The organism is Parapedobacter sp. 2B3 (genome assembly GCF_041925275.1).
Classification (GTDB): domain Bacteria; phylum Bacteroidota; class Bacteroidia; order Sphingobacteriales; family Sphingobacteriaceae; genus Parapedobacter; species Parapedobacter pyrenivorans_A.
The window spans coordinates 564,931-584,364 of the sequence record NZ_JBHEUZ010000001.1 but is presented as its reverse complement, the minus strand read 5'-3'; the positions used below and the strand labels follow the sequence as shown (position 1 = coordinate 584,364).

Sequence of the window (19,434 nt, the reverse complement as noted above, 5' to 3'; positions counted from 1 at the left end):
CTCGGCGATGTTCTACATCAAACAGGTTTTCGGCATCGGCCTCAACGCACGCAGCTATGGCGAGCTGGCCGGGATGGCGCAGTTCAACTTCTCGGGCCTGGGGCTGGGTTACAGCTACCAGTTCAACCCGGGCAGCGAGCCACTCAACCGTCGCATCGGCAACACGACCCACGAGATAGGGCTCAGTTATCGGTTCGATAGGGCCCTAGGGTTGCTTTGAAGGCACACCGCGGTATGGGGCATCAGGCAACCAAGCGGAGGTCGATTGTCGTACAAGCGGAAAGGCTGGCTCACCGGGTTAACTAACCGCACGTGAGCTTTGTTGATTAATTATGCTGCTTTGCAGCCTAAGAAAGGGCTGTTTCTACTGATACGTAACTGGGACCCGATAAGTGGTTTGCCACAATTAGCGCATCCGGCTTTTTCTCTGTCGCCGAAGGCCCTGCAATGTATAACCCTTTTTTAGTGGTACCAGAAACCCCCGGGCTTTCAAACCCAAAACCTTATCGTTTGGACGCTTGTAATCTTTCCACCATGACATCAATAGTTGATGTGGTAATGGCTGGTCAGCATGAGCATCTATAATCCGGGTAATTTCCATATACATGCAAATGTGAAAAAACAACAACATAACCGAAAATCGTTTATCTTAATGTAAAACTTGCAAAGATAGGTTTCCGGTTTCCCGTATTGCCCTCACCATTCCTACGGTTACCTTTGGGTAATCAAAATTTGTAATTCTCAATCCGATGTTTTACCTTGCATGTTATAACAACCATTATAAGCCAATAGGCCTAAAAAAACAATTGATAAATCAATAATACTATAAGAGCGATTATCAAATTGGATATAAGTTTACTATTTCGATTTCTGCACTGAAATGAGCTGCCTTGCCCTAAGCAGCACTTCATCGGTTCCGTTGATGATTCCGTCAATGGTCGGCTCCGTCACCTCGTCAATTTTTACTCCTACACCCTGCGCATTTGTGCCGTCGGGATAATGTACGCCAATGCCCGATATCTCAGTCGACATTCCGCCAAGCAACGGAATGTTCGAGATGTTGCCGTCAGCTCCCGCCGTCTGGCTCCCGATAACAACCGTACCCGGAATCGACTGAAGGAACATGGTAACGAACTCTGCATTACTTTGGGTCATTTCGTTCACCAACACCACCAGCTTGCCTTGATAAGCGTTTTCATTGATTTTACCCTGGTAAACCAGCGGGGTATATCGGAACAATCCCGGCCGTTTGACTGATCCCGTCGTGAATTTCACAAAGGGTAGGGGCTCGGCCAGCAAATACCCTTCCAGGCCATCAATCAGGTCATCTGTCGGGTAATTGCGCATATCAATGATGATGCCTTTGGTGTCTTTGAAGGCCTCCTTTATCGCCGGAAGATCCGTTTGTTTAAAATGCTTGCAATAAATGTAGCCGGTCTCGGAATCCAGCAGCTTGAAACCGGGTTCATCCGGCAACGGGTTCCAATCGCCTCCGAAAAAATCAATGGCTCCGTTTTCAACGGCTTGCTGACTCACTTTCACTGGTTTTCCGCCTCTCAGAATATCCAGATGGAAAACGGTGCTGTCCGTTCGCAACAAGTATTTACCCACAATATCCCGTTTAACTGCGGCTTCGTTTGAAGCAGGCACCAGAGGCCGGAACCGGGTATACTGCGTATCCACCGGAAGCCCGTTGATTGCCGTAATAATATCGCCTACCTGCAATTGCTGGCGCACGGCCAGCGTGTCTTTGTAATAACCCGTCACCACCAGCTCGTCTTGGATAAACTGGGCCTTGAACGGCACCCGATGGCTCCCTAAGGTTGCTTCGAATTGCTGACCATGCATAAAGCCATGGGTGTCTCGTATGGCGCTGATCATGCGCGCCATGGTATTGGCGTAAGCGGATTGATCTACGCAATGTATTGCGTCGTGGATGAAACCGGGCAGCAATGTGGTCCACCCGGCCAAAATGAGATTCCGATTGGGAGAACAATACTGGATGATACTGTAATAACGCAATACGCTAAGCAAGCGGTATCCGGCATCCGGATGGGACATGTGCAGGTAAGCGCTTTCGTGCTGGACAACGTGAGGTTCATAACGGATATGATGATGTGCGCTGTCCGGACCATGATCACGGATTTCGGCCAGCCGGTTGACCAGCGGTTCTGAAAATACATCATTGCAGAAAAGCGTACCATAGTCCGGCCAAAGCGCAATCGTGCTGGTGTCTTCGGGCACGTAAACTTCCTTCGTTTGGCGGATAGCACCGAGTTTGTCTATCCAACCCAACAGGATTGCTGAAAACTGTGCATCGTTCTGGCAGGTCAATACCTCAGGAAGTATCCTGAAAAGCTCGCCATCCCAGTTTACCTCCCCGCGGGCTATGGCCGGGTGATGGTATTTGACAAATCCCCACACTTCCCCCAGTAAGGGCAGGTATCGCGCCAAATAATCGGTATAAACGATGGTATCGATGCCGGAATGTTGGAGATAGGTCGAGTCGCGGAGTGCCGGATAATTCGGCTTGGGGATAACGGTGGCTTCTGTGATTGGGGCGTCATCCAGGTACAATTGGAAATCATCCAGCCATGCTTTTCCTGTACCCACCAATGATCCGCCGAACAAAACGGCGATGGCCTTGGTTCGATCGTAAGGTACCCGTACGACGTATTGCGTCCAATCCGTCGTGCCGGATATCTGGTTTTCCAAAAAATCAAATGCGATGAATTTCTGCTCCACGCCATCCACGCGGATCCACGGGCCGACAAACCCTTCCACGTCTTCGGTTTTGATCCAGACAGTTAATATCAGGTAGCTGCCTGCCAACGTCTCATTAATCGCATAGCTGAAAGCACCGCTTTTATCTGCACCCTCACTTCCATCATAAGCGATGGACAATGCATATTGCCCCGATTTTTTTTCAACACTGTCCACGTTTACCGGAAACGTACTGCGTCCATTAAACGTATAATCCCATCCTGCGGCCCGGCCATCTTCATCAAGAGTTTCTACGTCGCCATTGAAGTGAATCTGTGCGTGTGACCCTACCGAACAGCAACATGCTATAATCATCGTGATCAGGTTCTTGATGTACATGTTATTGGCGTTTTGCATGGCTTACCAATATACGGGGTTATCCAATTTAAAAATAATTGTTTAACAATTTTAACATGTCGAGGTTCTTTACTTAACATGCGAAACGGCGTTGGGGGGGATGCTTTTACATATTCCGATAAGGATGTATTTGAAGAGATTACCGTCATCAAAGGAAGCCGTCCGGCATTCATTGAAAAGGATTGGTATGTTACCCAGGTTATCCAATGGCACACATCGGTTGCGTACCGCGATTTCCAACTGATATTTTTCGGCGGCACGGCACTTTCCAAAGCCCATCGGCTGCTCCAGCGATTCAGCGAAGACGTTGACTATCGGGTGGTATCGGCAAGCCTCTTCTAAAAAAACCAAACTTGCAAAGTTGCTTTATATAGGGTAACTTGGGCCCTTATGCCGAATCTTTACATTATAGCCGGTTGCAATGGTGCTGGAAAAACCACAGCCAGTTATACGGTATTGCCAGAGATTTGGGATTGCAAAGAATTTGTAAATGCGGATAATATCGCTGTCGGACTTTCTCCATTCAATCCTGAAGGTGTGGCTCTTGAGGCAGGTCGTATTATGCTTACCCGCATCCATGAACTGCTGGAAGAAGGGGCAGACTTTGCATTTGAAACTACCTTGGCAACCAGAAGCTACGTTCCATTTATTAAGGATGCCAAGGGAAAAGGATATCATGTAGCACTCGTATATTTTTGGCTTGATTCGCCCGAACAGGCCATAAAGCGGGTTGCCAACCGCGTATCAAACGGGGGGCATCATATTCCAGACAGTACAGTGATTCGGAGATATTATCGCGGATTGCACAATTTGATGCACTTATATATTCCCCATTGTGATAAATGGTTTGTGTTGGATAATATGGATTTGACGCCGGAAATCATTGCCAAATGCGATGAATTTGGAAAAGCAATCATTAATAACGAAATTTGGTCAATAATACAGGAACAACACAATGGCATTAAATAGCTCAACATCTTTTCCATCTGGGGCATCTTTTTCGGAGAAATTGCTTTATGGCGTTCAAAAGGCATTGCGTAAACTCGCCGAAGAAACCGCTGCCAAAGACGGTAGTCTCGTTGTGAAAATCAATGGTGAAATAAAAGATGTACCAGCCAAGGAGTTATTAAAAACGCTCCCTAAGTAAGATTAAATGCAGTAAAAAAAGCATATCGAAACCACCTATGCCTGAGATTGCTTTGTTTACAAAATAGGGATCATCGTGATAATAGCGCACGTGATCTGCTTTCCAGTCAGTGCATTAGACTTGTAGCATCCAACAGTCGTTTCATCTCAATGCACCGGTATAACCGCCCCGCCCGCTTTCCGGTTTCCCGTAGTGCCCTTCCGTTCCCGCTCGCTACCTTCGTTCAGCCAACTGAAGAGCACCCATGAGAAATCCACTTCGTAGATTGCCGCATACATTTGTAAAATTGAAAGGCATGTTGTAATTCGCGCTTCACGACGACCAGTCAAATAAACAGCTATCATCATTAAACCACTGCGATGCGTAAGCGTATCCTTTATCTTTTTCTCGTCTTCGGGCTTTTGCTGACTGCGGCTTCGGATGTGCAGGGTAGGGTGGCCGCTTACGTCACTGCCGAGCAAAAGGATACCGTGGTGTACATCACCAAAAACAGGGGAGAAGTACCACCGGGCAGGGTGCCAATATCTTAAGAAGAGCCAGATCAAGACGACGAAGAAAGAGGCTGTTAAGAATGGGTATAGGACGTGGACGTGCTAAAATTCTTCTCAAAGCGGCAAGATCCTAACCCGTTTTTTGTGTTCGTCCAAAATCAACAAAGCGCCCTCCTCCAACAAAGCGGCGTGTTCCAGCAAGGTTTTTATTACCATGCTTTTCAGATGGTTTACAGTTACATCCTGGGTTCTTACCTGAATTACACTTGGCTTTTCTGCCTTGGTCAGCGCCAGCGCAGTGCCAAAATCTAGGTCGTGAGTGAATATTCGGGCGATAGGTTCATGTCGATGAGTATTTTCATGCGGTAGCTAAGGGTACTTCGATTTCTTCAGATCGCCAAGCCGCATAGGCTAAAGCCTCTTTTAAATCTTCCTCAACCAAATAGGGATACATTTTCAGAATTTCAGCATTCGAATATCCCGATGCCAACAAACCGATAATCGTACCTACGGTTACACGAACACCTTTGATACATGGTTTTCCCCCCATTACATTGGGATCAAGCGTAATTCTTTTTAACTGTTTCATTTCCTTACTGTCTTACTTAACGTAAAGATACGGATTATTTATGAATTACACCCTTTATCCATTTACCTCGGTATTACGTTTCCGGTTTCCCGTAATGATCAGCTACAACAAGAAACCAACATCAACGGTCGTTGGGAGAAGAAAGAGTGTCAGATAAGGCTGCGTATCAAAGTGCAGGGACTTTCCAAGGGAATAGTTACTTGCCGCAAACAGCTACGGAAATAATATCCTCGCCCAATGCACATTCAGTATAAGCGATCATTTTTGTTGAAAAACTATAGGTTCCGCTGAGCCAATTTTGTACACGCTGTGTACAAAATCTTCTTTTCAGCCTTTACCAAGTTCGTTTACAGAAAAGGGTTCTGTATTTTAAGTTTCTTTTCTATAATCTGCCCGTTATGCAAATCTTCTGAGTACAACACCTTACAATCTGACTCAAGTGCGGCGCTGATAATAAGGCTGTCATAAAAAGAAAAGCCATATCTGCTCGCTATATGGATTGCGCCTTTTATCGTTTCTGGATTGTTTACAAAAACATGGCTATTTGCGCAACACTCATCAATTGCTTTTAATGCACTATTTGAGGGTAATTTAAATTTGCGGGTGAGTGTGTTAGTCAGTTAGGTTAATACCTGTGTGCTGATGTGAGAGTCGGTTTCGGAAATAAGATTACGCGCTATTTTTTGCTTTTCCTTTTCTGATACGGAATAGGAGTAGACCAAAAGCCATAACCTCGCGGGTCGGTGACAAAAAAATCATTGATGTCCGCGTAGGTTAGGATTGCCGTTGCTTCTTGGTCTTTGACGAACTTGTCTTTTTTAGCGTTAGTACCTGCTGCTTTGCTTTTTTTAATGAAATCGGTGATTGCTTGGATAGCAGTTCCATTTGCAACGCTGCGAGTTCCTGAAATGATACCTTGTAATTCATGCTGTATAAAAACAATAAGATAATCGATAAATATCCGTTTATCCTGTGCTAAAATAACAACGTCTTCTTTTAGCCCGCTATGACCTTCAAGTGAGCGGCGAGATCATGGAAATATTTCGGGCTCCAGATTTCCAGAATTCCCTGATCCTTGATAAAGCGCTTAATATCGTCTTTAACATATCGCATGTTCACAGCGTCTATCTTTTTAGCGAATAGCCTCCTAAATTCATTTTCAGTAATTACGTCGCTGTCCCAATCACCACTATCTTTAGCCCTTAGCGCGAAATGGCGGAGGTTTAATGCAACTCCCTTTTTTATATACCATTCCATATCATACCAGTCCCGGCCCTTTACGTTTTGACCCCATTTACGAAAAAGAAGGGCATGCATCTTACCTGCAAATAAATCCGACAGTGTAAAACATTTCACATAAAACGAAAACGGCCGCAGGAGTAGCTTTTCTTCCGTCTCAAATCCTAAAGGTGGCTCCGCATCGACTTCGATCTTTATCTTGACATTGGCGATCCGGTTTATGCCCTGCTGTGGAATGATGTCCTCCAATACCAGTTCTTTCCAAAGGGTTTCCGACTTCAAAAATGCCGAATCAATATTACTTTTAACGGCTTTCTTTTTTTCCCTGATCGATACTTTCATCCCCAATGATTCAAACTCGTTGACGATCGCTTCCTGATATTTACCAAGATTAAATTCTGTGTCCACATCGAGTAATGAGAAATCCAGATCTTCCGAGAAGCGATCCAATCCATAAAATATCCTTAACGCTGTTCCCCCATAAAAAGCTGCCTTTTCAAAGAAACCAGCACGATAAAGTCCGGCAAGCGCAATCTCTTGCATGATTTCCCGCAATGCGTCCTTTGCTTCCTGTTCGTTTGCTGGTTTGTAGCTATCCAGCCATTCCTTAATCATAACTGTTCGATCATTTTTAAAACCATCAATAAGCTATCCCTTTTGGGCGCATCCGTAAGCCATCCATGTATCGCCCCTACATCCAAATCTTTTAATCCCGATTCATCCATCCGCATATCATCGACAAGATAATCATAGGCGTTTCTGATGCTTCTCAATGTCAGTCCAGATGTGCTTACTATTTTGTCGCATAACGCTTTTTCCGGTGAGGCTACAATTGCATATTGATTGGACGATAACCGGACCATATCTAATCCAAAGGAATAATAAGGCAACGGAAGGCGGTAGTACGTGAATAATCCCATTGCTGTTTTAAAAGTACGGGATGCTTTTGTCGTCATGGAAGAAATCTCATAAATCCGTTCTGGTATCAGTCCATGATAAGAAAGGGCTGTTTCTACTGATACGTAACTGGGGCCCGATAAGTGGTTTGCCACAATTAGCGCATCCGGCTTTTTCTCTGTCGCCGAAGGCCCCGCAATGTATAACCCTTTTTTTAGTGGTACCAGAAACCCCCGGGCTTTCAAACCCAAAACCTTATCGTTTGGGCGCTTGTAATCTTTCAACCATGACATCAATAGTTGATGTGGTAATGGCTGGTCAGCATGAGCATCTATAATCCGGCTAATTTCCATATACATACAAATGTAAAAAAACAACAAGATAACCGAAAATAAATCGTTTATCTTATGTCAAAATTGCAATTAAGTTATTTTTAGTCCCCATTAAAGCTAATTTTATGGCGCCTCTAAAAGCAATCGCCTTGTTCGAATACTAGACCTTGCGGTCGAATACGAGTATGCCAGCCTTTTCCCAATAGTGTATGTGATCCGAAATGAGACCTATCATCGGTAAGCTTAATAAATAGCTTTTCACGAACAGTTCCACGTAGAGTTCTAACTTGATTGGTAGCAAAGAGCGGTAAAAAGTCAATTTTTTTGCTGCAATGGTAGCGTTCCGGATGGCGAGGTCAGAATTATTGCTTTTTACATTTCCGGTTTCCCGTAATGCCCTCACCATTCCGTCGGTTACCTTTGGGTAATCAAAATTTGTAATTCTCAATCCGATGTTTTACCTTGCAGGTTATAACGACCACTATAAATCAATAGGCCTAATTAAAACAAACGGAAAACAGAAAGAAACAGCTGTCATCATTAAACCCATTATTATGCGTACGCGTATCCTTTATCTTTTTCTCGTCTTCGGGTTACTGCTGCCTGCGGCTTACCAATACGTGGTCCGCTAGCTGAAATAGTATCATGGCACACAGCAATATGACAATTAAATCTTTAATTTTTAGTGCGTTATCCTTGGTCATGTCGTTCTCTTATGGGCAGACAGGCAATTTTCAAAATGCACAAGCAATAGCACAGGAGCAAATAACTTTTTATGATGCGGAGGGTTATACTATATTTCAACAGGATTTTCAGTATAATTTTGATGAAAAGGGAATAGGTAAGGTCAAGAAAAAATTATCAATACCAAAGGAGTTACAACCGACAGAAGACCATGATTTTTCCGGCGCCAAAATTTTTACAACTATCGACACGAAAGGTGAAAGTAAAACCCAGTCTGTTTATTATGTATTACAAACCGAACAAGGTAAGATAAAGGTTATTGGTTTTTCTACCCTTTGCGACAGAGCTAAAGCCATTGAACAAGATTATTTCAATGCGATACTAGCTAACACGCTTCCAAAAGAGATTTTTACGCCAATGGAAGTTGACAACGTGAAATTTTCAGGTAGAGAAATAGCATTGGGACCTGCTTGTCATTGGATGGGTGTCCGTAATTTACAATGCCCAAACATGGGACAAATGAACTGGTCTGAATTTAGCAATTTTGAGAGAGCTAAACAAATGACTGAGGGTCAAAAAGCGTTGAACTCCAGTTTGAAAATGGGAGACGTGCTTGAGGACACAGAAATAGCTATCATATTTGAAGGACAGCCTACAATAGCCTTAAAAAGAAAACTGAAAATTAAAATTCCTAAACTAATAATGGGTGGTAGTAATATCCTTATAATTTACTACGTGACAACGGAAGTAAAAGGAAGATATATTTCATGTGTTTTGAGCCATTATACGGACGACATTGGTGCGAATGATTTACCGCCATTGTTGAAAGAAGTAATGCAATTAAAAGAATAAATTGCTGCTACACCCTAGCGACCATCAAAAACCGGTCATAAACCTCTTAGCAAGCCCATCCGCTCACCCTTCATCCTCTTTCGCATCAAACCGATACTTCTTACCATTGTAATGCACGTGGATATATAAGTCGGTATTATGATCATATAACCGGGTAAAGTCGTCCAACCCTCGAGAGGGATAAGGCAGCCGTTTGTTTATGAAATCCAGGTCTACCAAGTGATGGCACACCTCATCCAAAACACCATCCAATTGCAGGCTCTTTTCGATGGTGGGGTGGATTTTCGCCATATGTTTGACATACAGCTCTTGCCTCAGCGCCTGCAGGTCCACGACTTTCGTTTTCTTCCTCTTTTCATGCTCTTTTTGCAAAATAGAAATAATTAACACGCAAAGTATGAACAGCGAGGTATTCAAACAGCCGCTAATAAATACCTTCAATCCTGTTTTCTACGATGGCAGGATGGGCTTTGTTTGATTCAGGCCGATACCGAACTCCGGATCAAAAAATTGTAGGGAAAGGCGACGGATTGATCATACACTTATAAACAGCTTTTCATCAAAACCGTTGAAAGGTTCGTGGATGTAGCCATATGGATTACAGATTATTTCTGTTGAGCCGATCGCGTAACGAGTGGGCGTATGGATATGTCCGTGTATCCAATACATAGGTTGATACCGCAAGATCAATGTTTCGAGGTCGGATGCATATGCGGAGCTTATTGGATCGTTTTGATGCCCATAAGGAATAGATCGGGGGCTGGGGGCGTGATGCGTTACGACGATATTATTCTGATCCATAGAGTTCTCCAGACTCTGTGTCAGCCAAGCCCTGGCTCGTTGGTGCATTTGAAACGTATCAACACTCCGTAGTTTGGAATAGGAGGGATCTTTCCGTATGCACCGGTAGTCATTCATTTTTTCTTGGCACATAGCGCCGTACGTCCTCGGATCCCCAAATAATGAGAAATCGGTCCATAGTGTGGTTCCATGAAAGCGGATGTTATTGATATCGATAAACTCATTTTCCAGTACGTGGATGTTTGAATCCCCCGCTTCCTTCTTAATCTTAAACAAAGTTTTTGGATAGGAACCCCGGTAGTATTCGTGATTCCCTAACACATAAATTATTGGTATCGATAACTGGCATGACTTTATCCAAGATATTCCCTTGGTGCCAACGTCTGTGTCGCCCGCCAGTATCAAAATATCGGCCGCCCCGAAGTTTATATCCGTAAAACCGAATTCCCGATGTAGGTCGCTTATTACCTGGATACGCATACCTGAAATTTAAAAACGCTTGATTTTTTCACCGAGTCCAAGATAACGATTTACGAATTATGTTTCCCCAATCGCTCCAAAATCTTCAAATCCCGGGTATCCATCTTTGAAAAGGCAAACCATTTTTTGCCAAGATCCTTGAGCGAAGCACCTATGTGGTATACGGTGGATTCATCCAAAATAAGAAACCTATCATGGGACGCTTCGAATTTCCGGACTGCTATACGCGCATACTGTGCGTTACCGAAACACCCTTTTTCCGCTTTGTGAATAGGCTGAGTACAGTGTCATCCACATAATTATCTATCAATATGATGGAAGTCGAAGCCTTGCGGATGATGTCAGCATTTGCCATCTGTTTCTAACTGTTTTCTTTCCAGTGTATCCAAACGCCGGAAGATACCGGCATTTTCATGCAGAAACCTGCGCATGGCAACGAAGCTATCAATGATTTGAATACTGATTTTTACAGCCATTTTGCTTTTGAGAACAGTGGAGAGCATGGCAACTCTCTGTTCAGAAAATGCATAGGGCAACCGATAAGAAAATCTTAAGTTCGAGAGGTGGTCGCAATTTGCGACCACCTCATCCGCTAAATCTCGGTCAATCATTACCTGAACACCCCTAATCGTGAATATTTTGCTTTGGATGACTTCGGGCTCCAGTACTCCGACGTCAGTCTTATCCATAGGTTATTGGTTTTACGGTTATATGTTTGCTAACTGGCGCTTCCGTGCATTTGCATATCTCAATTGATTGTCGTATTTTTGCGTTCATAAAGTGTCGTATTTTTGTAATTGAAAGTAACTGTAAAACAATGGGAAACAGGCGTTCTATAACCGACCGGATTCTGGCTCGGATTTCCCGAAAGAGAACCAAGGTACTGCTTCGGGAAGACTTCCGGGATTTAGGAGGGTATGACCAGGTGGGAAGGGCGCTCAGGCAGCTGATGGCGCAGGGTAAGATTGTGAAGATCGGCTATGGGCTCTATGCGAAAGCCCGGGTGTCGGCATTGACAGGGGATATCCTTCCCGTAAGCCCGATACCGGTACTAGCCAAAGAGGCACTCGATCGGTTGGGAGAGGAAGTTGTTCCCACCCGGGCTGAGCTCGACTATGAATCAGGCCGCTCCACCCAGGTGCCCACCGGGCGGTTGATCGGCGTAACCGGCCGGGTCAACCGAAAGATCGGTTTTAGAGATGTATCCATCCGATATGAGCGCACAGCCCGATAAGGATGTATTTGAAGAGATTGCCGTCATCAAAGGAATCCGTCCGGCATTCATTGAAAAGGATTGGTATGTTACCCAGGTTATCCATCGGCTCACATCGGTTGCGTACCGCGATTTCCAACTGATATTTTCCGGCGGCACGGCACTTTCCAAAGCCCATCGGCTGCTCCAGCGATTCAGCGAAGACGTTGACTATCGGGTGGTATCGGCAAGCCTCGCGGCTGAAAAGCCGTCACGCCAACGTAGGCTGCTTTCCGGTTTCAAGGCGACGGTTATCGAATGTCTGGACGGGTTTTTAAAAGTGGACTTGGATAAAGTGACAGCCCGGAACGGGAATCGGTTTTTCGGGATAGAGCTCGCTTATCCAACACTTTTCGACAAGCAGGACGCGCTGAGACCCCACCTCAAAGTAGAGTTTACCATCGCGGACCTGGTACTGCCGGCTGTATACCTTCCCGTAGGTTCGTTGTTCCATGAAGTTGCGGATTGGAGCCCCGAGGTGGGCAATATCGCTTGTCTCGACCCCGTTGAAAATGCCTGTGACAAGCTCAGCGCCATGGTATGGCGGATCCCCATCAGAGTGCGTGGCGAAAACGATGAGAATCCCGATATCGTACGTCACATCCATGATTTAGCCATCTTAAGCGATCGCACCAGTGCGCACCCGTCATTCGAACCGCTGTTGCTCAAGACACTCGATGCGGACGATGCCCGTTCCAATATCATTAGCGGCCTTCCGATCCAAGAAAAGTTTAGCCGGATGCTGGATATTTTGGAGAACGATCAGGAGTATCGGTCGGAGTACGACCGTTTTGTCGGTGGTATGTCTTACGCACCGGACGGTGCGACACTTTCCTACGCGGAAGCATTGGAGAAAATACGCGGACTCATCGCCTCGATAAATCGGAATAGTTAATAGGGGGGCGACAGTGGGTATTTCACCGCCCTAAGCACAATGGCTTCTTGGATTTTACTCTAGGTTTCCGGTTTCCCGTAATGCCCTCACCATTCCTACGGTTACCTTTGGGTAATCAAAATTTGTTATTCTCAATCCGATGTTTTACCTTGCATGTTATAACGACCATTATAAGCCAATAGGCCTAAGAAAAACAAGTAATAAATCAATAATATCGTATAATCAATAACCGAATTCACTAACCGCTAACCGTTAATAAAGAAACCAACACCAACCATCATGCGTACGCGTATCCTTTACCTTTTTCTCGTCTTCGGGCTATTGCTGCCTGCGGCTTCGGATGTGCAGGGTAGGGCAGCCGCTTATACGGTCGCCGAGCAGAAGGATGTCACGGTATACATCACCAAAACAGGGGAGAAGTACCACAAGGCAGGGTGCCGGTATCTGAGTAAAAGCCAGATCAAGACGACAAAGAAAGAGGCTGTTAAGAACGGTTATGGGGCGTGTAAGGTGTGTAAGCCTTAGTAGGTACGAGCTGTGAGAGTTCGAGTCTCTCCCTGAGTACATCAAGAAAACCCCGGCTCGCCGCTGCGCGGGATATTGTATCTGTCACGGATGTGCTGGACGAAGTTGAAAACGGTTTTCTGGTTGACGTGTGGAAAATCTCGATGGTGTTCCTTCAGCCAGTCGTGCAGCTGCGCGGCCGGGGTCTCCGGATACAGCGACAGCTTCTCACGGACGAACCCCTCATAGGGATCCAGCACCTTCCCCCGTGTGCGGCCTCCCTCCAGCTCTTCGGTGAACGTACGCTCATCCATGGATAGATAACGCTTCACCGTACGCCAGTTCAGCCCGAAGTGCTCCGATATCCACCTGGTGGAATGCCCTTCCCGGGACAGCTGGTGGATCAGATGGTACAACATAGTTTTTTGCAGATAATGATTCATGATAACCTTCGCTTTTTTTCGCAAAGGTGCTTTATTCACCCGGGGCATGCCCCGGGTGAATAACACCGAAGCAGCCTGCAATCATTCTGCACTGTTTGTTGCCGAAGTTGTGTAGGTATTGTTGCCGATTATTGTGTACTCTTATTTGCCAAAAGTTGTGTATTCTTATTTACCGATTACAACAGGCTTGTTTTGGGCCGAATCTAAAGTGACAGGGACGGTTCATACTGTACCATGTTACGTGTATCAAATAGGACGTGGCCTAAAGTCGCTGCAGGGAATGGAAAGACCTGATAAATCACTAATGGAGTGGGTAGGAAATTTAGATGAACGGTGTCATCCTAGATCCAAAATTCCTTTAAATTACTATTTTATCACACAATCTCTGAACCGAGAACCCCAAAGAACGCCTAAAAAGTAAAATAATCCTTGTTTGTTTGGTAGTATTTTTACTACCTTTGTCTCTCTGATGGTACAAGGAGTGGCGCAAATTATTGAGGCTAAATATTTGTCCACACTTAAATTTGATTCCTTATGAAATCGAGCGAGTTCCATCGGTTTCTGCGGAAGAATGGCTGGATTCATATCCGTACCAGTGGTAGTCATTACATTTATGGGAGGACTTATCCCGTTCCGTATCATGGTAACAAGGAAATGGGAGAAGGTCTCCGTAGAAAAATCATTAAGGATTTGGGGCTGAAATAATCCCCATATCCTTATTCGTGACACATCGTATTTTTATAATATGAAAACACTGAAAATTATCATTGAGCGGAGTGCTGATATGTTTAGTGCTTATGCGGAGAATGTTCCGGGCATTTATGGGGGTGGGGATACTGTGGAAGAAGCAAAGCAATCCATATTGGATAGCATCGCATTATTGAAAGAATATAACACCCCAGATAATATCCCCTCACTTCTTAAAGGGGATTACAGTATCGTTTATCATTTTGATGCTGAAAGCTTTTTAAATTATTATAAGGGTATATTTACTAATGCCGCTTTAGAGAAAATAACGGGTATCAATCAGCGTCAGTTGCAGCATTATTCTACTGGTTTGAAAAAACCTCGACAACCACAGTTAAGAAAAATTGAAGATGGTCTTCATAAGCTGGCGGTGGAATTGCAATCCGTAGAGCTGGTTTAGCTGGAGGAAATTACAGAGTGGATAGAAGAGCCTAGTGGCGGACAAACCGCTGTCTGTCCAAAATGTGGTATTGATTCCGTTTTAGGTGAGGAATTGCCCATTAATGACAAAGCGTTCTTGGGCGAAATGAACATCTTTTGGTTCGGATGAACAAATGGAAACGGATATGACGTTAGCTAACCTGCACACTCGCTTAAAAGAAAAAGGCATTCCGGCTGATCGATATTACCTTCATGGGCTTTATGGTTCGACAGATGATAATGACAAAATTGCGCTAACCATGTATGCAGGGCGATACACCGTCCAATACGAGACATACTTCAGGGAGCGTGGCGAAAAGCATTCGGTGCGTATATTTGCGACTGAAAATGATGCCTGTGAATATGTGTACGACAAACTGATGGAGGAACAGGCTTTTTTCCGTATCCAACAAATCGAAGGCCTCTCAGGAATGACCGTTAACGAACGGCTTTGGGCAAGCGGACTAATGGACGAATTCGACGAGGCGATAAAAACGGACAAACCCACCGCAAAGAAAATATTAAGATGGCTGAAAGTGGACGAGGCCTCAATTGAAAAGATTGTAAAATAGCAAATCAAGACCCCGATATTTGGATAGCGAAGTCACTCACCCCGCAGCTTCTTTCTGATCAAACCGATATTTCTTACCGAATATGAGGAGACGGGCGCCACGTATTCCTATATCAGTGACTATGACGTTCTAGTCGTACTCTCCGATGGTGATAAGGAAAAAGAGCACGATGTTGCGAGCAACTACGGCACCAAAAACTCCAAATCACCTTTCATTTCGTTTACAGACCACGTCGATTTGGATACCAAAGTAATTCTACGCTTTCTATATATCCAGCGATTTTATAATCTTGATAACATCTTCCTTTTTGATGGACGCTTCCTCAGATTTGTCGAAGATGGTAATGAGATAAATATCGGTGCCATCTTCCGACTCTTTCACCAAGTAGGTGATTACCCTAAACCCACCGCTTTTTCCAGTTCCTTTCGATGCGTCGGCTATCCGCACCTTGTAGATGTTGGCACCATAGCTGTTCCCAATCTGCGGGTTTTCAAGCAAATCGCCTTCCAGGGCAGCAAGGCTTTCGCCAAGTGTCTTGTATTTTTTCAGCAGCCGTTTTGCTTTTTTGTAAAAATAGGGGGTTAGGTGTATTTTATTGTTCTTCACGTAACAGGTCAGCCATGGTGTAGGATTTGGTTTTTCCCGCACGTATCTGCTTTACCTCGCTTAAACCTTGTTCTATTTCCTTCAACAGCACTTCTTTCTTGGCATCTGATGACTCCCGTTTCACGGAAATAATCTCGCCGCCAAGTTCCTTCACAAACTCGGTGATGCGGGATTTGGCGTTTTGCGGAACTTTGATGGTTAATAAAGCCATAATACAAAGTTATGGAATATTATCGTAACAACCAATGGATTTACGCATTCGGATCATACGCCGGGTTTCGCTGGAAACGGATAAGCTTGTTGAATACAGCGGACAAGGTTTACTTCTCTTATCATCGTGTTTATTTTTAGCCACCATTTGCAAAATTGAAAGCGATGTTGTAATTTGCAGCATCACGACCGTTATACGCTAAAAAGGCCCAAGCTGAGACAAACAGAAATACAATAATAAAATTCGTCTCGATAACCTTCTCTGAGAATGGCATAGGTTGTTTATTTGGTAATGATATTTCTCGCAAAAAAACCACCTATTTTCAATTGATCCGTATGAATAAAAACAAAAAAAGTTGGTATTACGATGATGTAATAATACTCGCATTAGTATTTATAGTGTTAATGATAGTGTATGCGGTAGGTGTATCGGTATTTATTGCGAAAGCTGATGATAAAGCGATAGGAGCGTTTGAGGTAGTTACTGGGATTAGCGGCTTAGTATTGTCTTTAGGAACAGTTTTTTATGTTATTCAAGCTTATAAGGCTCAGAGAGAACAAATAAGAATCCAAAATATTCAAATCGAATTCCAACAAAGGGAAATAGAGCAAAACAACAAAGATGTTCAGTTTAATAGGTCGGTAGATATAATATACAGGCAAGTATCACTCTCAAAAGATAAACTTAAAGCTACCAAAGAAGATTTTATAAAATATTGCTCGAACATCATTTCTGTCAATCGCTTATTTAAGTCATATGATGCGATATTAAGGTTTTTGGTACTGCTGGATTATGAGAATGAATTTTATAAAAAATTGCTTTCTAACATGCTATTAGAAGATAATGAGAAGGAATATCTGTTTAAAATCCACACTTCAAACTTGAGCTACGAGTATAAGCAGATAGTTAATAGAACGATTTCTATTATTAGGAAATATCCTAACATTTATGAACTATATGAAGAGTATCTTTATAAGGAGTACGACCAAAGACTTATGCAAAATACGCTAGTGTCTGACTACCATATGGAAGAAAATGATGAAAAGAAGAAAGAGATAATAATAAGGGAATATGGAGATGAAATGAAATCCGTTTTGCATAATTTCAAGCTTCTTATGGAGGCTGCTAAAAATATAGACACAACATTTCATAAATTTAATGTGTGGATTAAGTGAATTGACGACAGCTGCTAAACCGGAGCCGCCCAGGTTGACCAGTGGATAAATTGATAAATATCGCACTTGAAGATCAAATGGACGAGCAAAATAATTGATTGAATATTTTATTTTTATAATGAGGGTAATTACCCTCTATTTTTTATTTATAAATCATTATTGCCTATATTTGACGGGTAAATTCTTTTTTATATGAAGAATATCGATGTCGATAAGTTATTAAAGGAACTGTTTGATGAAGATGCGTCTTTTGATATCCGGGGGCTTTTTGAAGAAAAAATATCAGAATACGGCATTACCAAGACCAAGGCGCTGAAGCTCCTTAATATTGATAAAGACGTATTTGAAGATATCATGGAAGGGTCGGCTAAGCAGCCAAACCTTATCCACGTCGTTAAGATCGCCGAATTTTTGGATGTCGATGTGGACGAGTTTATCAAAATGGTGCTGCGGAATCAGAACCCCGAAAATATCGGAGCCATTGACAGGGCCAGAAAGCTGAAATTCTTAATGAAGAATTTCGATGTGAAGGCATTGACGAAGATTGGTTTTTTTGACAACGACGACGATGTGAGCCAACTTGTCAATAAAGCACTGGCTTACTTTGGCTACGAATCAATTCGCGAGTTTGAAGAGCACTCAACAGAACCACTGTATAGCCGGTCCAAGCGCCAGTTTTCAGACAAGATGAAAGATTTTTGGGTTCGGTCGGCTTATCGGACTTTCGAGTTGGTCAGCAACCCCAACGCTTACAATCGCGAGCGTTTAAAGGATACCATTGCCAATATGAAACCCTACAGCCAGGATGTAAATAATGGATTGTACACCGTTTGTAGAGCACTTTATAACATCGGCGTAACGGTTATCTTTCAGGACTACCTCTCCACTACCCATGTACGCGGAGCCACATTTATCGTTAATGATAAGCCATGTATTGTGATTACCGATTACTTAAAGCGGTATCCCACGCTCTGGTTCACGCTGTTGCACGAGTTGCACCACGTATTGTTCGATTATGACACGGTAAAATCAAACACCTACCACCTGTCGGATGATGAGGATTTGTTCCTGATTGAGGAGAAAGCCAATGGTTTTGCACGGGATTATTTTATGCCGATAGAAAGCTTTCACTACATCAAGAATTATATTAAAAACCCTTATGTCGTGGAGCGGTTCGCCAAGGAAAATGAAATCCATGCCTCGTTGGTTTATTCTTTCTATTCCTGGTACCAAGACCATCTCTACGGCAAAAATTTCTTTGCCGCTTTTAAAGAACATTATCCCGATTGCAGGGCCGCCGTGAATAAACTCAATCCCGTGTCGTGGAATGAAGAGAACATCAAGGTCGCGAGCGACCGGATAAAAGCCGTATTTGAAATCGTATAACCTATCATTATGGAAGAAATTAATAAGAAAACCAAACAGGAACAGCAGCTTACCGATGCAGATGTCGAACGGCTGGAGTTATTGCGGCGTGCCCACGAAAAGAAAGGCAAGCAACTAACCATTTCTGATGAAACCGGAACGCTCAAGGAAATTGACGAGTTACGCGAACTTGTTGGTAAACAACTCGATAATCCCGAAGAGAAGTACAACATCTATTACAAGGGAATCCGCAAGCTACTGATGGACCACCTGCCGAAGGGTGAGGATTACAAGGAGATGCGCGGCATCATCTATGATGAAAAGAACATTTTCCTGAATCTGGGAAAACGTAAGTCCGACGGGGGTGGCGTACGCGGGTCGGATGGCCGGATGACGTTTCAACCGATAATGAATGAGATTCTTGAGATTGTGATAACGTGGGTCGGTGGTTCACAGAATCCATTTGAATTGTACAAGGCGTTTTATATGCTGAACGAGAAGCATGGCTATGGTCATGAAGAGTATGACGATAGCGTAAGGGGTGTAGCGAATGCGATGTTGAAATTGGCGGAGAATTAGTCTTCATAGGCAGGGGTACAAATATCTCATTCA

General features: G+C 43.8%; 27 protein-coding genes and 1 pseudogene. 15 read left to right on the top strand and 13 right to left on the bottom strand.

All coding sequences use genetic code 11. The annotated features are described in order from the left end of the window. A pseudogene (locus ACEVG1_RS02435) lies at positions 1-220 on the top strand (hypothetical protein); the annotation flags it as partial. A gap of 638 nt (positions 221-858) precedes the next feature. On the opposite strand, the gene ACEVG1_RS02430 reads toward ACEVG1_RS02435, so the two are convergent. Continuing rightward, positions 859-3,102, bottom strand: a complete 2,244-nt coding sequence (locus tag ACEVG1_RS02430) for a S41 family peptidase (RefSeq protein WP_374741959.1) — start codon at positions 3,100-3,102, stop codon at positions 859-861. Between the two features lie 96 nt (positions 3,103-3,198). On the opposite strand from ACEVG1_RS02430, the gene ACEVG1_RS02425 reads away from it, so the two are divergent. From ACEVG1_RS02425 to ACEVG1_RS02415, 3 genes are read left to right on the top strand one after another with little or no spacing between them, the layout of a single operon-like run. Next, complete coding sequence (locus ACEVG1_RS02425) at positions 3,199-3,462, top strand: nucleotidyl transferase AbiEii/AbiGii toxin family protein (protein ID WP_374741958.1); 264 nt, start codon at positions 3,199-3,201, stop codon at positions 3,460-3,462. A 48-nt stretch (positions 3,463-3,510) separates the two neighbouring features. Then, positions 3,511-4,089: a zeta toxin family protein gene (locus ACEVG1_RS02420; RefSeq protein ID WP_374741957.1), complete on the top strand. Its 579-nt coding sequence runs from the start codon at positions 3,511-3,513 to the stop codon at positions 4,087-4,089. After that, the gene (locus tag ACEVG1_RS02415; RefSeq protein ID WP_374741956.1) at positions 4,076-4,267 is read left to right on the top strand and encodes a hypothetical protein; all 192 of its coding nucleotides are present in this window, start codon (positions 4,076-4,078) and stop codon (positions 4,265-4,267) included. Before ACEVG1_RS02420 ends, ACEVG1_RS02415 begins: the two co-directional genes overlap by 14 nt. 146 nt (positions 4,268-4,413) lie before the next feature. On the opposite strand, the gene ACEVG1_RS02410 is transcribed toward ACEVG1_RS02415, so the two are convergent. After that, the gene (locus ACEVG1_RS02410) at positions 4,414-4,545 is read right to left on the bottom strand and encodes a hypothetical protein (protein WP_374741955.1); all 132 of its coding nucleotides are present in this window, start codon (positions 4,543-4,545) and stop codon (positions 4,414-4,416) included. An 81-nt stretch (positions 4,546-4,626) separates the two neighbouring features. Here ACEVG1_RS02410 and ACEVG1_RS02405 point away from each other — a divergent pair, with 81 nt between their 5' ends. Further along, entirely contained in the window at positions 4,627-4,797 is a 171-nt protein-coding gene (locus ACEVG1_RS02405; protein ID WP_374741954.1) for a hypothetical protein, read from the top strand. Between the two features lie 75 nt (positions 4,798-4,872). On the opposite strand, the gene ACEVG1_RS02400 is transcribed toward ACEVG1_RS02405, so the two are convergent. The 4 genes from ACEVG1_RS02400 to ACEVG1_RS02385 all read right to left on the bottom strand — a co-directional run bounded on the left by ACEVG1_RS02400 (position 4,873) and on the right by ACEVG1_RS02385 (position 7,836). Beyond that, positions 4,873-5,085 carry a DUF5615 family PIN-like protein gene (locus tag ACEVG1_RS02400; protein ID WP_374741964.1) on the bottom strand — a complete coding sequence of 71 codons (213 nt, stop codon included), beginning with the start codon at positions 5,083-5,085 and terminating at the stop codon, positions 4,873-4,875. 31 nt (positions 5,086-5,116) lie between these two features. Next, complete coding sequence (locus ACEVG1_RS02395; protein ID WP_188507326.1) at positions 5,117-5,347, bottom strand: DUF433 domain-containing protein; 231 nt, start codon at positions 5,345-5,347, stop codon at positions 5,117-5,119. 996 nt (positions 5,348-6,343) lie between these two features. Continuing rightward, positions 6,344-7,201, bottom strand: a complete 858-nt coding sequence (locus tag ACEVG1_RS02390) for a nucleotidyl transferase AbiEii/AbiGii toxin family protein (RefSeq protein ID WP_374741953.1) — start codon at positions 7,199-7,201, stop codon at positions 6,344-6,346. Next, entirely contained in the window at positions 7,198-7,836 is a 639-nt protein-coding gene (locus tag ACEVG1_RS02385; RefSeq protein ID WP_374741952.1) for a hypothetical protein, read from the bottom strand. The genes ACEVG1_RS02390 and ACEVG1_RS02385 overlap by 4 nt, the downstream gene beginning before the upstream one ends. 624 nt (positions 7,837-8,460) lie before the next feature. On the opposite strand from ACEVG1_RS02385, the gene ACEVG1_RS02380 reads away from it, so the two are divergent. After that, on the top strand, positions 8,461-9,351 hold the full coding sequence (locus ACEVG1_RS02380; RefSeq protein WP_374741951.1) for a hypothetical protein: 891 nt from the start codon (positions 8,461-8,463) through the stop codon (positions 9,349-9,351). 63 nt (positions 9,352-9,414) lie between these two features. On the opposite strand, the gene ACEVG1_RS02375 is transcribed toward ACEVG1_RS02380, so the two are convergent. From ACEVG1_RS02375 to ACEVG1_RS02360, 4 genes are all read right to left on the bottom strand, one after another. Further along, complete coding sequence (locus tag ACEVG1_RS02375) at positions 9,415-9,723, bottom strand: hypothetical protein (RefSeq protein WP_374741950.1); 309 nt, start codon at positions 9,721-9,723, stop codon at positions 9,415-9,417. A 162-nt stretch (positions 9,724-9,885) separates the two neighbouring features. Next, positions 9,886-10,632, bottom strand: a complete 747-nt coding sequence (locus tag ACEVG1_RS02370; RefSeq protein ID WP_374741949.1) for a metallophosphoesterase — start codon at positions 10,630-10,632, stop codon at positions 9,886-9,888. Positions 10,633-10,852: 220 nt separating this feature from the next. Further along, positions 10,853-10,987, bottom strand: coding sequence for a hypothetical protein (locus ACEVG1_RS02365; protein ID WP_374741948.1), 135 nt, complete (start codon positions 10,985-10,987; stop codon positions 10,853-10,855). Continuing rightward, positions 10,974-11,321, bottom strand: coding sequence for a hypothetical protein (locus ACEVG1_RS02360; RefSeq protein WP_374741947.1), 348 nt, complete (start codon positions 11,319-11,321; stop codon positions 10,974-10,976). Before ACEVG1_RS02360 ends, ACEVG1_RS02365 begins: the two co-directional genes overlap by 14 nt. Before the next feature lie 128 nt (positions 11,322-11,449). Between ACEVG1_RS02360 and ACEVG1_RS02355 the strand changes: the two genes are divergently transcribed. The 3 genes from ACEVG1_RS02355 to ACEVG1_RS02345 all read left to right on the top strand — a co-directional run bounded on the left by ACEVG1_RS02355 (position 11,450) and on the right by ACEVG1_RS02345 (position 13,304). Next, positions 11,450-11,866, top strand: a complete 417-nt coding sequence (locus ACEVG1_RS02355; RefSeq protein WP_374741946.1) for a DUF6088 family protein — start codon at positions 11,450-11,452, stop codon at positions 11,864-11,866. Then, positions 11,847-12,779: a nucleotidyl transferase AbiEii/AbiGii toxin family protein gene (locus tag ACEVG1_RS02350; protein ID WP_374741945.1), complete on the top strand. Its 933-nt coding sequence runs from the start codon at positions 11,847-11,849 to the stop codon at positions 12,777-12,779. Before ACEVG1_RS02355 ends, ACEVG1_RS02350 begins: the two co-directional genes overlap by 20 nt. 279 nt (positions 12,780-13,058) lie before the next feature. Beyond that, positions 13,059-13,304, top strand: coding sequence for a hypothetical protein (locus ACEVG1_RS02345; protein ID WP_374741944.1), 246 nt, complete (start codon positions 13,059-13,061; stop codon positions 13,302-13,304). Between the two features lie 41 nt (positions 13,305-13,345). Here the strand turns inward: ACEVG1_RS02345 and ACEVG1_RS02340 are convergent, their stop codons facing one another. Then, complete coding sequence (locus tag ACEVG1_RS02340) at positions 13,346-13,702, bottom strand: hypothetical protein (RefSeq protein WP_374741943.1); 357 nt, start codon at positions 13,700-13,702, stop codon at positions 13,346-13,348. Positions 13,703-14,260: 558 nt separating this feature from the next. Here ACEVG1_RS02340 and ACEVG1_RS02335 point away from each other — a divergent pair. The 3 genes from ACEVG1_RS02335 to ACEVG1_RS02325 all read left to right on the top strand — a co-directional run bounded on the left by ACEVG1_RS02335 (position 14,261) and on the right by ACEVG1_RS02325 (position 15,465). Beyond that, a complete protein-coding gene (locus ACEVG1_RS02335; RefSeq protein WP_374741942.1) occupies positions 14,261-14,431 on the top strand; it encodes a type II toxin-antitoxin system HicA family toxin in 171 nt (56 codons plus the stop codon). A 40-nt stretch (positions 14,432-14,471) separates the two neighbouring features. Further along, complete coding sequence (locus ACEVG1_RS02330) at positions 14,472-14,873, top strand: type II toxin-antitoxin system HicB family antitoxin (RefSeq protein ID WP_374741941.1); 402 nt, start codon at positions 14,472-14,474, stop codon at positions 14,871-14,873. Between the two features lie 154 nt (positions 14,874-15,027). Next, positions 15,028-15,465 (top strand): hypothetical protein, encoded by a 438-nt coding sequence (locus ACEVG1_RS02325; protein ID WP_374741940.1) that lies wholly within the window; start codon positions 15,028-15,030, stop codon positions 15,463-15,465. 264 nt (positions 15,466-15,729) lie between these two features. On the opposite strand, the gene ACEVG1_RS02320 is transcribed toward ACEVG1_RS02325, so the two are convergent. Then, positions 15,730-16,071 carry a type II toxin-antitoxin system RelE/ParE family toxin gene (locus ACEVG1_RS02320; protein WP_374741939.1) on the bottom strand — a complete coding sequence of 114 codons (342 nt, stop codon included), beginning with the start codon at positions 16,069-16,071 and terminating at the stop codon, positions 15,730-15,732. Further along, positions 16,058-16,282, bottom strand: coding sequence for a hypothetical protein (locus tag ACEVG1_RS02315; protein ID WP_374741938.1), 225 nt, complete (start codon positions 16,280-16,282; stop codon positions 16,058-16,060). The genes ACEVG1_RS02320 and ACEVG1_RS02315 overlap by 14 nt, the downstream gene beginning before the upstream one ends. A 335-nt stretch (positions 16,283-16,617) precedes the next feature. Between ACEVG1_RS02315 and ACEVG1_RS02310 the strand changes: the two genes are divergently transcribed. The 3 genes from ACEVG1_RS02310 (at position 16,618) to ACEVG1_RS02300 (ending at position 19,401) form a co-directional block, all read left to right on the top strand. Further along, positions 16,618-17,457 carry a hypothetical protein gene (locus ACEVG1_RS02310; RefSeq protein WP_374741937.1) on the top strand — a complete coding sequence of 280 codons (840 nt, stop codon included), beginning with the start codon at positions 16,618-16,620 and terminating at the stop codon, positions 17,455-17,457. 192 nt (positions 17,458-17,649) lie between these two features. Beyond that, positions 17,650-18,843 carry an ImmA/IrrE family metallo-endopeptidase gene (locus ACEVG1_RS02305; RefSeq protein ID WP_374741936.1) on the top strand — a complete coding sequence of 398 codons (1,194 nt, stop codon included), beginning with the start codon at positions 17,650-17,652 and terminating at the stop codon, positions 18,841-18,843. 9 nt (positions 18,844-18,852) lie between these two features. Next, positions 18,853-19,401, top strand: coding sequence for a hypothetical protein (locus ACEVG1_RS02300; RefSeq protein ID WP_374741935.1), 549 nt, complete (start codon positions 18,853-18,855; stop codon positions 19,399-19,401). The last annotated feature ends 33 nt before the right edge of the window (positions 19,402-19,434 follow it).